Origin of the sequence: Polaribacter sp. SA4-12, from assembly GCF_002163675.1 — a bacterium.
Taxonomy (GTDB): domain Bacteria; phylum Bacteroidota; class Bacteroidia; order Flavobacteriales; family Flavobacteriaceae; genus Polaribacter.
This window is the reverse complement of record NZ_CP019334.1, coordinates 2624860-2639229: the sequence shown is the minus strand read 5'-3', so window position 1 is coordinate 2639229 and position 14370 is coordinate 2624860. Positions and strand designations below refer to the sequence as shown.

The 14370-nt window shown below is 30.4% G+C and carries 12 protein-coding genes; 4 read left to right on the top strand and 8 right to left on the bottom strand.

Features of this window, described 5'->3' with window-relative positions; genetic code table 11:
* Positions 1-42 precede the first annotated feature (42 nt).
* The 4 genes from BTO07_RS11375 (at position 43) to BTO07_RS11360 (ending at position 7429) form a co-directional block, all read left to right on the top strand.
* Positions 43-702, top strand: a complete 660-nt coding sequence (locus BTO07_RS11375) for a response regulator transcription factor (RefSeq protein WP_198342456.1) — start codon at positions 43-45, stop codon at positions 700-702.
* Between the two features lie 172 nt (positions 703-874).
* Complete coding sequence (locus BTO07_RS11370) at positions 875-2305, top strand: MFS transporter (protein WP_087521342.1); 1431 nt, start codon at positions 875-877, stop codon at positions 2303-2305.
* 172 nt (positions 2306-2477) lie between these two features.
* Positions 2478-5999 (top strand): nitrate reductase, encoded by a 3522-nt coding sequence (locus BTO07_RS11365; RefSeq protein ID WP_087521341.1) that lies wholly within the window; start codon positions 2478-2480, stop codon positions 5997-5999.
* The gene (locus tag BTO07_RS11360) at positions 5996-7429 is read left to right on the top strand and encodes a rubredoxin domain-containing protein (RefSeq protein ID WP_087521340.1); all 1434 of its coding nucleotides are present in this window, start codon (positions 5996-5998) and stop codon (positions 7427-7429) included. The genes BTO07_RS11365 and BTO07_RS11360 overlap by 4 nt, the downstream gene beginning before the upstream one ends.
* Positions 7430-7471: 42 nt before the next feature.
* Here the strand turns inward: BTO07_RS11360 and BTO07_RS11355 are convergent, their stop codons facing one another.
* The 8 genes from BTO07_RS11355 to BTO07_RS11320 all read right to left on the bottom strand — a co-directional run bounded on the left by BTO07_RS11355 (position 7472) and on the right by BTO07_RS11320 (position 14366).
* Entirely contained in the window at positions 7472-8131 is a 660-nt protein-coding gene (locus BTO07_RS11355) for a Crp/Fnr family transcriptional regulator (RefSeq protein ID WP_087521339.1), read from the bottom strand.
* 108 nt (positions 8132-8239) lie between these two features.
* Entirely contained in the window at positions 8240-9292 is a 1053-nt protein-coding gene (locus BTO07_RS11350; protein ID WP_087521338.1) for a porin, read from the bottom strand.
* Between the two features lie 24 nt (positions 9293-9316).
* Positions 9317-10330 carry a rhodanese-like domain-containing protein gene (locus BTO07_RS11345; RefSeq protein ID WP_087521337.1) on the bottom strand — a complete coding sequence of 338 codons (1014 nt, stop codon included), beginning with the start codon at positions 10328-10330 and terminating at the stop codon, positions 9317-9319.
* A gap of 32 nt (positions 10331-10362) precedes the next feature.
* Positions 10363-11340, bottom strand: a complete 978-nt coding sequence (locus tag BTO07_RS11340) for a rhodanese-like domain-containing protein (protein ID WP_087521336.1) — start codon at positions 11338-11340, stop codon at positions 10363-10365.
* A 355-nt stretch (positions 11341-11695) separates the two neighbouring features.
* Positions 11696-12352: a Crp/Fnr family transcriptional regulator gene (locus BTO07_RS11335; protein ID WP_087521335.1), complete on the bottom strand. Its 657-nt coding sequence runs from the start codon at positions 12350-12352 to the stop codon at positions 11696-11698.
* A 61-nt stretch (positions 12353-12413) separates the two neighbouring features.
* Positions 12414-13049 carry a rhodanese-like domain-containing protein gene (locus BTO07_RS11330; protein ID WP_087521334.1) on the bottom strand — a complete coding sequence of 212 codons (636 nt, stop codon included), beginning with the start codon at positions 13047-13049 and terminating at the stop codon, positions 12414-12416.
* A gap of 53 nt (positions 13050-13102) precedes the next feature.
* Positions 13103-13759, bottom strand: a complete 657-nt coding sequence (locus BTO07_RS11325) for a rhodanese-like domain-containing protein (protein WP_087521333.1) — start codon at positions 13757-13759, stop codon at positions 13103-13105.
* 13 nt (positions 13760-13772) lie between these two features.
* Positions 13773-14366, bottom strand: coding sequence for a YeeE/YedE thiosulfate transporter family protein (locus BTO07_RS11320; RefSeq protein ID WP_087521332.1), 594 nt, complete (start codon positions 14364-14366; stop codon positions 13773-13775).
* Positions 14367-14370: the final 4 nt, after the last annotated feature.

Below are 14370 nucleotides of genomic sequence, written 5' to 3'. Positions count from 1 at the left end.
TACTTAAAAACGCTACTTTTGTACGTATAAAATATTACAAATATGATAAATGTAGTTTTAGCAGACGACCATGTTTTGGTAAGAGACGGAATTAAAGCACTTTTAGAAGATCAAACAGGAATTACTGTTATAGATGAAGCTTCTGATGGAAAAGAAGCTTTAGAAGTAATTGTCAAAAGTAAACCTCACGTTCTTATTGTTGATATTAGAATGCCAGAAATGAATGGAATTGAAGTGGTTGCAGAAATTACTAAGAATAAAATCGACGTAAAAACCTTAGTGCTTTCTATGCACGATTCTGAAGAATATGTAGTAAAATCGATACAAGCAGGTGCTGATGGTTATTTGTTGAAAGGAGCAAGTAAAGAAGAGTTTTTGAAAGCAGTACACAAAGTTGCTGAAGGAGGTAAGTATTTTACCGGTGATGTTTCTTCTATTATAATGAACAACTTTGTAAATGGAAATACCAACAAAGCAGCAGAACCAAAAAAAGAAATTCCTACACTTCCTTTTAAATTAACAAAGAGAGAAAAACAAATATTAGTTTTAGTTTCTGAACTAAAAAATAATAAAGAAATTGCTGAAGAATTATCAATTAGTAAACGTACTGCAGAAGTGCATCGTTTTAACTTAATGAAGAAATTAGAGGCAAAGAATTTAAGTGAATTGACGAGTAAAGCAAGAAAATATCAATTAATATAAGTATTTCTGATATTGCTGTTTTCTATTCTACTTGTTTTTTAACGTCTAATTTATCAAATTCTTAAAATCACTATTACGTAATTGTTAATCTACTAATAATTATAATATACGTATTTTTTAACACTAAAATTAAGTATTTATACTTAGTTTTGTGTTTATAAAATTAGGTATTATGATAAATTTAACGCAAGAAAAATCAACAAAATTAAGTTTATTCGATTTTAAGAATATTTCAACACGTACATTTTGGATTACATCTGTATCATTCTTTTTGTGCTTTTTTGCATGGTTTGGTATTGTTCCTTTTATGCCAGATGTTGTAAAAGATTTAGGTTTAACTCCAGATCAAAAATGGAACTCAATTATTTTAGCAGTTTCAGGAACCGTTTTTGCACGTTTATTGATTGGTAAATTATGTGATAAATACGGGCCAAGATTATGTTATACTTGGTTATTAATGTTAGGCGCAATTCCTGTAATTTTATGTGGATTGGTACAAACGCCAACCCAATTTTTAGTGTGTAGACTATTTATTGGTTTTATCGGTGCTTCCTTTGTAATTACACAAGTACATACTTCATTAATGTTTGCACCAAATATTGTGGGAACTGCAAATGCAACTTCTGCAGGTTGGGGAAACTTAGGTGGAGGAGCAAATAGATTAGGAATGCCTTTAATAGCAGCAGCAGTTGTTGCTTTTGGTGTTGCAGATGGAGAAGCTTGGAGATATTCTATGGTAATTGCTGGTATTGTTTGTTTTTTAATGGGAATCGTTTATTTCTTTTTTACACAAGATACTCCAAAAGGAAACTTTAGTGAATTAAAAGCTTCTGGAGAAATGATTGTTACTAAAAAAGATCAAATTGGTTTTTTAGAAGTGTTAAAAGATTATAGAGTTTGGATTCTTTTTGTTGTGTATGCAGCAAGTTTTGGAATCGAATTAACGGTTTATGGAACTATGGATGATTATCTTCAGAACACCTTTCAATTACAAAGAGTAACAGCAGGTAATATTGTATTGTCATTTGCTTTGATGAATATTTTTGCAAGAACTTTAGGTGGTTTCTTTGGTGATAAATTTGGGAAATTAAAAGGCTTAAGAGGTCGTGTTTTATTCTTGTCTTTCATCTTAACATTACAAGGAGTAATACTTATCTTTTTCTCTGGAGCAACAAGTTTGGTTTTAGGAGTTGTTTTATTAATTTTATTTAGTTTAAGTGTTCAAATGGCAGAAGGAGCAACGTTCTCTGTAGTGCCATTTATCAATAAAAAAGCAATTGGTTCTGTTTCTGGAATTGTAGGAGCAGGAGGAAATGTTGGAGCATTTTTAGCAGCAATGTTGTTAAAATCTAAATCTGCATTGGCAGAAAAAGCAGCAATTGCAGCAAATGAAGGTTTGGGAGATGAGGTAATAAAAACAGCACAATCAGTTGCTTCGTCTAGCGCAGTTTCTAGCGGGTATTTACTAATTGGTTTTGTAGTTGTAGTTACAGGTATTATTGCTTTAACTATTAAGTTTTCTGTAGAAGAAGAAAATGAAGAAGCACCAGAAAAAATAAATGGAGTAACGCCAGAGTTAATTCCTATTAAAGTAAAAGCGTAGTAAAAAGTCTTTCATCAGAAGAAATTCTGAATAACAAAATTGACTATTAACGATGTTCTTTTTTGTTGATATAAAAATTCTAAGGATGCTTTTTTAGTGTATTCAGAATAATAAAACCAATGTTTGGTTTGTAATATTTTAATGTCGTATTTAGTATAAAATCTTGGTCTAAATGGTTAAAAATGAAATTAAAACAACGTGCTCTTATTGTGGAGTTGGTTGTGGAATTATCGTAAAAAAAGACATCAACAACAAGGTTTCTGTTGAAGGTGATAAAGAGCATCCTGTAAATAAAGGAATGTTATGTTCTAAAGGGATGAACTTGCATTACGTTGCTAATGATACTTCAGACAGAATTTTATATCCAGAAATGCGATGGAGTCGTTCTCACCCTCGTGAGCGCGTAAGTTGGGATACTGCTTTAGATAGAGCAGCCAACGTTTTTAAATCCATTATTAAAAAACACGGTCCAGATTCAGTTGCTTTTTATGTTTCAGGGCAAAGTTTAACAGAAGAATATTACATTGCTAATAAACTAACAAAAGGTTTTTTAGGAACCAATAATATAGATACCAACTCACGTTTATGTATGAGTTCTGCAGTGGTTGGTTACAAAAAAACATTCGGAGAAGATAGTGTGCCAATTTCGTATGAAGATATCGAATTAGCAGACACTTTTTTAATTACAGGAGCAAATCCTGCTTGGTGTCATCCTATTTTATTTAGACGCATAGAAAAGCATAAAGAAGAAAACCCAGATGTAAATATCATAGTTATTGATCCTCGTAAAACAGATTCAGCAAAATTTGCAGATTTACACTTACAATTAACTCCAGGAACAGATGTTATTTTACAGAATGCAATTGGTAGATGTTTGTATAAAAGTGGTTTAATTGATGATAATTTTATAAAAAAACATACTGAAGGTTTTGATGCCTATAAAAAATTAATTTTTGAAACATCATTAAAAAAAGCGTCAAAATTGTGTGGAGTTCCTGAAAAGGATATTCAACAAGCTGCAAAAATGATTGGTCTTTCTAAAGGATTTATCAGTATGTGGGCAATGGGTCTAAACCAAAGTGTAATAGGTACAGACAAAAATACTTCACTAATGAATTTGTCATTAATTACAGGTCAAGTTGGTAAACCAGGTTCTGGTCCTTTTTCATTAACAGGACAGCCAAATGCAATGGGTGGACGAGAAGTTGGTGGAATGGCAAACTTATTAGCTGTTCATAAAGATTTAAATAACGAAGAACATAGAAGAGAGGTTGCACAATTTTGGGGAGTAGATAAAATATCTGCAAAACCAGGATTAACAGCAACAGAAATGTTTGACGATCTAGAAAGCGGTAAACTAAAAGCAGTTTGGATTGCTTGTACAAATCCATTGGTGAGTATGCCAAATTCTCATCAAATAGAAAAAGCAATGGCAAACTCTAAATTTGTTGTAGTACAAGAAATTTCTCATAAATCAGATACTGTAAATTATGCAGATTTGGTATTGCCAGCAGCAGCCTGGTTAGAGAAAGAAGGAACAATGACCAATTCTGAAAGAAGAATTTCTTATTTACCAAAAGCAATTGAAGCTCCTGGTGAAGCAAGACCAGATGTAGAAATTTTTTGTGATTTTGCACAAAGAATGGGCTTTAGAGGTTTTGATTATAATGGAGCTGAAGAAATTTATGATGAATATGCTTCTATGACCAAAGGAACAAATATTGATGTTTCTTTCTTAAATTATGATCGTTTAAAAAACGAAGGAACTTTTCAATGGCCAGTAAATGAATATCGTCATAAAGGAACACCGCGTCTTTTTGAAGATAAAAAATTCTATACGCCATCTCAAAAGGCAATCTTTAATACTCCGTCAACAATAGAAAATACATCCGTAAAAATTAGTGATGAATTTCCTTTAATTTTAACAACTGGTCGTGTTAGAGATCAGTGGCACACAATGACTAAAACGGGAAAAGTTTCTCGATTAAAAACACATTATCCAAGACCTGTATTAGAAATTAATCCTGTTGATGCGTTTTTAAATGGCGTAAAAGATGGAGATATTACAGAGATAAAAAGTGGAAATGGAGTTGTTAGAGTTCGTGCAAAAATTACCGATGAAATTAAAAAAGGAGTCGTTTTCTTACCAATGCATTGGGGTAAAGTATTGCAAAACAATTTAAATAGAGCTAACAATTTAACAAATACACATGTAGATCCTGTTTCTAAAGAACCAGATTTTAAATTTACTTCTGTAGCTGTATCAAAATATAAAAAAGCAAAAGAGAAAATTGTAATTGCTGGTGCAGGAGCTGCTGCATTTCGATTTTTACAGAATTATAGAGACAATAATGAAGTTGATGAAATTCACGTTTTCTCAAAAGAATCAAACTTGTTTTATAACCGAGTTTTATTGCCAGAATATATTACAGAAGAACTTTCTTGGGAGCAATTATTGAAGATAAAAAATGCTGAATTAAGCAAATTAGATATCAAAATTCATCCAGAAACGATTATTGAGACTATTGATAAAGAAAATAAAACAGTAACTGATTCTAATGGCGGAGTTCACTCTTTTGATAAATTAATATTAGCAACAGGTAGTAGACCTTTTATACCAAATGACGTACAAATAGATTTACCTGGTCGATTTACAATGCGTAATAAAAATGATGCAGATCGATTCAAAAATTATTTAGACGAAACAGGTTTGCCTCCAGAAGAACAACATGTTGTAATTGTTGGTGGAGGTTTGTTAGGTTTAGAATTGGCGGCGGCTATGAAACACAAAAAGGTAAAGATTACCATTGTGCAAAGAGCGTCAAGATTAATGGAACGTCAATTAGATAAAATTTCGAGTAAATTATTGTCTTTAGATGTACAAGAAAGAGGAATTCAAATTTATTTTGATAATGAGGTAAGTACTGTTTTTGATGATGAAGATACAAGTGAATTAACCATCAACCTAAAAAGTGGAAAATACATTACAGCCAATGCAATTGTGTATGCAATTGGTACAAGACCAAATATAGAAATTGCTAAAAATAACGGAATTTCTTGTGGGCGAGGAGTAAAGGTAAATCAGCATTTACAATCTTCTGATCCAGCTATTTTTGCGATTGGTGAAATTGCAGAATTCGAAAATAAATTATTCGGAATTACATCTGCAGCAGAAGAACAAGCTGGTGTTTTAGCTAATTTTATTGCGGGTGATATTAGTGAAGCTTACAAAGGTTCTGTATTGATGAATATTTTAAAATTCAACGATTTAAATCTTTGCAGTATTGGAGAAATTTCGGTTCCAGAAAATGACCCGAGTTATGAAGAAGTTATTTTTACAGATATTTCTAAACGTTATTATAAGAAATGTATCGTAAAAGACGATTTGTTAATTGGAGCCGTTTTAGTAGGTGATAAAAACGAGTTTGCAGAATTCAAAACGATGATTGAAAGCAAAATCGAAATGTCTGACAAGCGAAATACTTTATTACGAGGAGCATCTAACGATAAACCCGTTTTAGGAAAATTAGTATGTTCTTGTAGTCAGGTTGGTGAAGGGAATCTTGAAGAGGAAATTGCGAATGGTTGTACTAATTTCACGAAATTATGTAACAAAACAGGTGCAGGTTTAGGATGTGGAAGTTGTAAGACTGAAGTTAGAGAAATATTGAATAACGCAAAAGTAGGAGCATGAAAAAGCAATTAAATAGGTTGATCGTAAAAGGTGGAGTTTTATCACCAGGAGAACTAAAATACATTTGTGAATCTGCAGAAAGTTTAGGTTTAAAAACCATTTCTTTTGGGTCTAGACAAGATATTCTTTTGCCTAAAAATGTAAACGAAGAAGAACTCGCTCAATTTGAAAAATTGAAGATTGTTGAGTCTGATGAAACAGGTGTAGAAAACATTGTTTCTTCTTACGTTTGTGCAGATATTTTTCCGAGTACTTCTTGGTTAACAGGTGATAGATACTTGTATCTTTTAGAGCAATTTAGAGCAAAATCAAAATTAAAAATCAATTTAACAGATCCAAAACAACGTTTAGTTCCTTTATTTACTGGAAATATAAACTTCATCGCTTCAGAGCATGAAGATTATTGGTATTTGTATGTAAGGCTTCCTGGTTGGGGAAAAACACAAATGTACCCTGCGTTAATTTATAGTTGGGATTTAGGTAAAATTGAAACTGCTATTGAGAATATTCTTCAAGAAGAACCAGAAACTATAGAAACTATTTTTGAGTTGGTCAGTGATGCAGAAGACACAAATAATAGAACTGTAGATAAACCTTTAGAAGTTCCTTTTTACCCATTTCCTTATTTTGAAGGAATGAATAAAATTGGGGTTGATAAATATTGGTTGGGTTTATATTGGAGAAACAATAAATACGACATTTCATTTTTAAAAGAAATGTGTGAATTGTGTTCTGAAAATAAGATTGGTAAAATATCAATTACACCTTGGAAATCTTTTATTGTAAAAGGAATTCCAAAAGAATCTAAACTAGTTTGGGAGAAGTTTTTAGGTAAAAGAGGAATCAATGTGCGTCACTCAATGTTAGAGTTAAATTGGCATATTTCTGTAGCGAATAAAGATGCTTTAAACCTTAAAAAATATTTGGTTTCTAACTTCGATCAAAATGATATTAGTACCTATGGTTTAACATTCGGAATTACAGATTACAATAAAGTTTCTAATTATTTTACATCTATTGTTGTTGAGAAAAATAAGCAACCAGAATTGATTGAAGGTTTCCAAACAAGAGATACGTATAATCTATTGTATGCTAAGAATTTTGATCCAAATACACGAAAGTATATTATGCACGTTCAAGACGTGGATAAAGTTGAATTACCTGGTTTATTGATGGAATTAAGTCAGTTGTATTTTGATCAATTAGGAAGTGAAATTGAAGTTGAAAAAGAAGCTGAGGTACAAAAAGAAACCACTGAATTAGAAGTGTATCAATGTTCTGATTGTTTAACAATTTACGATGAAGCTTTTGGAGATGTTACTCAAAATGTTGCTCCTAAAACGCTTTTTAATGAACTTTCAGGGAATTATGAATGTTCTTTGTGTGAAGCTCCAAAAAGTAGTTTTAAAAAGGTGGTTTTGGTTAAGTAATATTAAAAGTTGCTTGTTGTTTGAATATTCTCCTAATAAAATCTATTCATATAATTCCAAAACTTTGATGTAGTTTCGGGTGGAGTAAATTTTACCTTCATCATGCAGTTGTTTTATAAGTCTTGTAACAACAACTCTCGAAGAATTTAAGTCATTAGCAATTTCTTGATGTGTAATTTCAATATCAATATTGTTATTAATTTTAACTTTATCAGTTAGGTATTTAAGTACACGTTGGTTCATTTTTAAGAAAGCTAAACTATCAATTGAGTCTACCATTTCAATCAATCTAAAATGGTAACTATCTATGATAAAATGACGCCAAGACTTGTGTTCTACTAACCATTTATCTATATGATCTACCGGAATAAATATTGCTTCCATATCTCTTTCTACAACACCTTTAAAAATGCTTTTTTTCTTGTTGATACAATTCACAAACGAAATAGCACAAGTATTGCCACGCTCTAAATAATAAAGTACAAATTCTTCACCTTCTTTTTCTTTTCTAACAATTTTTACAGCACCATTTAAAATTAAAGGAATATGCGTCATCTCTCCTCCAATATCAATTAAAAGTTCACCACTTTTAATTTTATCAAAATGGCCTACATTAATTATTTCATCGATTAATTCTTTTTCAAAAATATTAGAATAAGAATCGTTTAATTTCTCTCTTAATATGATTTCTTGGTTTTTCACGGTGTTTTAATTGAAAACTAAAGATAATGAAATATAAAAGAAAACCCTCTGATATTTTACAGAGGGTTTAAAGTTTAATTATAACTTATTTCTAGTGCAATTATTCAATTAGAATCTTATTTGTATTTGAGCTAATAAAGCATCGTCTTTAACATTAACTACAGTCTGAATGTTTGCTTGGTAGTTTAGTTGAAGTCTTACTTTTTGGTTAAAGAAATAGTTAATACCAAGTGTCATTCTTTCTTGATAAGTACCATCATCTTTACTATCTAAATCTGGATCAAAAAACTCGTATTTAAGAACGGGTTGTAATTTATCATCTATATTATAAGCTGCCATAATGTAAGCCCCATCTCTATTTTCGCCAAGTGCAACAGGAGTTGCCCCACAACCACCACTTGTTCCTAAAAAGTAAGCGCCTTCATCATAAATATACTCACCTTGTACTTTTAGTTTCTCTAATTTCACAACAAATTCCCCACCATAAGTAGTTCTGCTATCATCATTGTTATTTGGTATTGGATAACCGTGTCTAAAACTACTACCAATTGTTAAATAATTAGTAAGTTTATAAGTAGCTCTGGCAACAATATCTTTTTTAGTATTACCATCCGCTTGACCTAAACCTGTTCCATTCATTAAAGCAATCCAATAATTAAATTTAGTGTATTTATTGCCACCTAAAACCATAAACCCAAAGTCTCTTTGTGGAGCAACCAATTGGTCTGCCACAATAGCTCTGTCAATAGTTGTTAATGAATGACAAGCAGTTGCAACTTCTAAACTAAATGGTTGTTTAAAAGAACCTACAGACATTTTAGCCCAATTGTATTTAGAGTAGGTAATAAATGCATCCATAAGATAAGCATCTCCAGAACTACCAATAAACGGACTCGTTTCTAACATAAAATAGTAAGAAAAGTCATCACTTATTTTACCTAAAGCACCAATTCTGGCTCTTTTAAATTTAAAAGTGTTTACTTGATCTCCATCTGTAAAATTATAATCAAATTGAGATTGTATGTATCCAAATATTTTAACGTTTGGAGTATTTATGGAATCATTACCAACTGGATCATCACCTTCACAACCTTGTGCAAAAACTTGATTTCCTTGGAGAAACATTACCAGGGTAAATAATATATATATATAGTTTTTCATTATTAATTTATTTAACGTTAATAATTAATTAGAGAAAGTAGGGTAGTTCTTAGAAACAGAAGCACTCCATTGGTTAGATGCCCATACAGGATTTGAGTTGTATAAACCATTCATTCCAAATTTTAAACTAGCTCCATTGTATCCTAACACTCTTAATGTTGCAGTTAAAACAGCAGATGTTTGCCCTGTATAACAATAAGTAACTAAAGAACTAGCATCAGGGTTAAGACTTAAATAAGTATCGTCTGCAAGTTTAAAGGGAAGTATTCTATTAGCACCATTGATATGGCCAAACCCTGAATAATCTCCTTCACTAAAAAAGTTATTGATAAAATAATTACCAGGGTTACTCAATACATCTGTACCATTTACACCTTGAAAACCTAAAGCTACAATAGCTTCAACTCTTTCTTTAAGAATTGCATTACCATCAGTTAATAAAGTAGTTATTTTTGGGTCGTTATAAGTTACATTTGAAGGAGCTGAGTTGTAACTCCAATTAGTACTTGTTGCTGCGGGGTTTCCATTAATAGCATTGTTCCATGAACCTGCAGTTGCAGGGTTCCAACCAGACATTCCCCACTTTAAAGCTTGAGTTTTAGGATATCCATACATACGTAATAAAGCAGTTCCATAACAAGCAGTTTGACCAGTATAGCATATTATAAGAATAGGTTTTATTCCTGCTTTAGGGGCATCTGTTAAAATATCAGTAAAAGGAACATTGATAGCTCCTTTTACATGAGCTGTTAAAAAGTCGGCACTACTTCTAATATCCATAATGTAATATCCACTAAGAAAAGCATCAACATCTGTTGCAGAAGCTGGAGCTCCTACTACAAATTTTTGTCCATCAACGTTTGTAAGAATTTTGTCGACATCTAGATTGTTATTAACCATATACTCTTTCATTAGAGTAAATTTTGGAGTTGTAACACCAACAATATTATCTACTAACTCATCACCTCTATCGCAAGAAGTAAATAATAATGTAGGTACCAATAGTAATCCTAGAAATAATAAAGATAATTTTTTCATGACTTGTATATTTAATGTTATATAATTTGGTTTTATTCTATTACGGGGAACATGTTAATTTCTTTTTTGGTAAAAGCATCTCTTCCTTTTTCTTTTAGTACTTTATTCATAAAGCTGTTTTCTCCGTAAGCTAAATTACCGGTGTTGTATCCTAAAACATTTAAGTAAGCTACTATATATGCTGCTTTTTGGCCTGTAGCTTCATAGATTACTATTTTTTCATCTATAGGAAGTGTTAATAAATCTTTTGATAATGATGCATTAGGAGTGTAGTGAAGGGCTCCTGGAATGTGGCCTTCGCATTTTTCTTGATCCCAATAATTTACTATATAATAGTCGTTTGGGTTTTCGAAAACATCTAAAGATTTAATGATGAACTCTTTGTAAGGAATTGCAAATAATTTTTCTAACCGTACTCTTAAAATGTCTTTTGCTTCTGTTTTTCCTGTGTTTAAATTAGGATGAGATCCTAACGCTGGTTTTGTTTTTTCTATTGTTTCTATTTTTGAAGCAAAATCATTTTTAACGTTTTTCTTCCAAGAATTGTTTGCGAAATCTTCTCTCCAAGAACTCATTCCCCATTTCATGCTATAAACATTATCATAACCAGCTAATCTTAATAAACTTGCATAATAGGATGCTGATTGACCAGAGTAACAGACCATCACTATTTTATCAAAATCTGATGGTTTAATAGTGTTTTCGAAATAGGTAAGTAGATTTTCTGCTTTTACATTGGCCGCATTTTTAATATGACCATAATCAAACCAACTATCAGTTCTAATATCTATAATATGATATTTAGAATTTTTATAATTCTTTTTTACTTCATCTGCCATAATTAATGGCAATTCATTTTCAATATAATTATTATTGTTTTCGAGATAATTTAATAGTGTTTTAAATTCATTTGGAGGGTTAAAAGTATCGTTTGTTGAATTTGTGAAACTGCTTAATAGAACAGTCGCAGAAATAAAAATTGTAATTAAAAAAAATGAAGATTTTTTCATGATATTATAATTTAAATTCGAATAATATTACTTGTTTAATTACTACTAAAATTATAATTTAAGAGGTGTGTTTTTTATGATTTTTGTCATAATTGTTTTATATATAACTAGTATATACAGTGTCATTTGTTACATAGTTATGTAACAAATGTTACAAAAGTAAATTTGTGTTTTTGTGTGATTAAAAAACTGTTAATCAGGTTGTTGTAGGTGTTTGTGTATTTTTTTAATATTCAAAAAATAAACTTTTTTAAGAGGTTTTTTTGATAAAAATAAAACAATAAGAATTGTATTGTAATTAGGTTATAAAGAAGTTTTTAAAAACGGCGTATTTTAGAATTTACACCTTTATATTTTACAAAATTTCGACATGTATTTTACGTCTATCAAGTTTAATTTTTCCATCTTCTTGGAGTGTTTTTAAGATACGAGAGATGACAACTCTAGAGGTGTTAAAATCTGTCGCTATTTCTTGATGGGTAATTAATAAATCATTACTATGTTTAAACTTAACTTGATTAGCAAGATATTTGTACAAACGACTTTCAAGTTTAAAAAAGGCCAATTCTTTTATAACACTCAGCATTTCTTCAAGTCTGTTATGATAACTATCAATAATAAAAACACGCCAAGTTTTATATTTAACCATCCACTCTTCAATTATATTAACAGGTAACATAATGCACTCTATTTTTTCTTCTGCTGTAGCTCTAAACATGCTTTTACTTCTATGAATACAATTTATAAAAGAAATAGCACAAGTATCACCTTCTTCTAAGTAGTAAAGCAGTATTTCATGCTCATGACTGTCGTCTCTTGAGATTTTAACAAGGCCATTTATAATTAATGGAATATGAGTTGTTTCTGTACCAATATCTATTAGAATATCTTTATTCTCATAAGTGGCATAGATTCCATTTTTTGCTATTTCATTAATTAGAGATTTTTCAAAAACATCATCGAAATGCAAGTGTAATTGTTCTTTTAAAAAAGCTATTTTTTTCTTTTTCATTTTGATTTGTAGTAAGCAAAATTGAAATAACTTAAATCATTAAAATGTTAGAGATTAGAAATTAACAACCACCTTCTGTTGGCATTTTCTTTTTCTTTTTAATTGTAATTACTTTTTTAGGAGCAGTCACAACTTTTGGTTTTGCAGTTATTTTGATATTTGCTTTTTTCATAGCATCTGCCTGCTTTTTAACCGATTCTTGAATGAAAGAAGCAACATCTGCTTTAGAGGTTTCAACACTACAGTTTTTAGTAATTAATTTATTTTGATAATAGTCTAACTCAACTGTTAAGAGCTTCATGTTATCATAACCTAATTGATGCAAAAGTAAAAAAGGAAGATTCACTTCTTCAGGGTTTTTACCGTATAGAATTGCTGTTTTATTGTTTTCTTTTAGTTCTTTAAAAATGGATATGTTATCCTCATTTAAAAAATCTGGAGTGTGAATATTTATAGCATTTTCTAAATGACCTTTTTCAAATTCGAATGCACTTCTAATATCAATTAATACATCAGTATTATTAATACCTTGTAAATCTGTTAAGTAATTTGTGTTAGATAGATTTTCGAGTGTGCTTTTTGTATTAAAAGCGTAGGTGTTAATTGGTCTTTTATAAGTAAGAAGTCCAATTAAAACGGCTAATATAAAAAGCGTTGTAGCTATTGATATTCGTTTTGTTTTTTCTAGTTCTTTCATCTGTTAGATCTATTATTTTTGCAATACTATTAGGCTATAAATCAATTTAAAAATTAGCAACCACCTTCAGCAACTTTCTTTTTCTTTTTTACGGTTACAATTTTTCTTGGCGCTTTTTTAACAACGTTGTTTGTTTTTATTTGATCAGCATAAACAACTCCATAAAACATACTTGCAGCTTTTCTTGTTGTATATAATTCAAATTCTTTTGCAGTGCCATTTTCATTAGGTTTTTTCGGGTTTATAACAGTAGAAAACCATTCATTTACACCACCTTTTAAAACGTGTAGGTTGTTGTATTTTAGTCTATTACATAATACCCAAGCTTGATCAGCGTAAAAATTGTCATTAGAAAAAAATACGACATCAAATTGATCTTGATTTAGGTAAGATTCAAATTTTGTATCCAATAAATTCTTTAGAGGAATATGAATAGCGTTCGGAAGTGTGTAGTTATTATAACTTTTTTCATCACGAACATCAATCAATATAAATGAAGGATCTTGACTAATATTTTTTTCTGAAATTTGATCAGTAGAAACATATCTTTCGAGGCTAACAATGTTGCTCAATAATTTATCAGCAGGAATTCCTTCGCTTTTTTCATATTTAGGTAATAACACTAAACCACCAGCAAGTATGATAAAAACGGTAGCCATCATTACATATCTATAAGATAAAATTTTTGCAGTTCTTTTTTTAATCATCATCTAATTGTTTTAATTAATAGAACACTTTTTTTACTTTTTTTCTTACAAAATCTGCAACCACAAATGCTACAATTGCTATGACAGAAAATATAAAAATAACCCAATAAGGATTCCAATCAAAGGAATCAATTAAAGTAACATTTCCTAAATAATATCCTGCATAAATTGGTTCGAAGAAAGTATACATTTCAGAAAAAATAAATACTCCAATTGCTAAACCTAATAAGTAAACAATAGCATCAATTTTTCCAATTGCAACGCCACATAAACTAGTTCCCGGACAAAAACCACCAGCAACAAAACCAATACCCATAACAGCTCCTCCAATTATTGCACCCCAAACATATGTTGGATGTATATATAATTCACTAACATCTAAATACCCTAAGTAGTCTAAATAGTAAATTCCTATAACTGCTACTGCAGCTGCTGTAAAAAATACTTTTAATACTGCAAAATCGTAGCCATAGAAAACACCTGCCATTTTTCTTGAAGAAGAAAATCCAGAAGATTCTAAAACAAATCCAAAAGCAATACCAATACAAATAGCAATAACACTATCCCACTGAGCAGGAATAGAAATTGCGTTAAAAATTAAAAGTTCCATATTT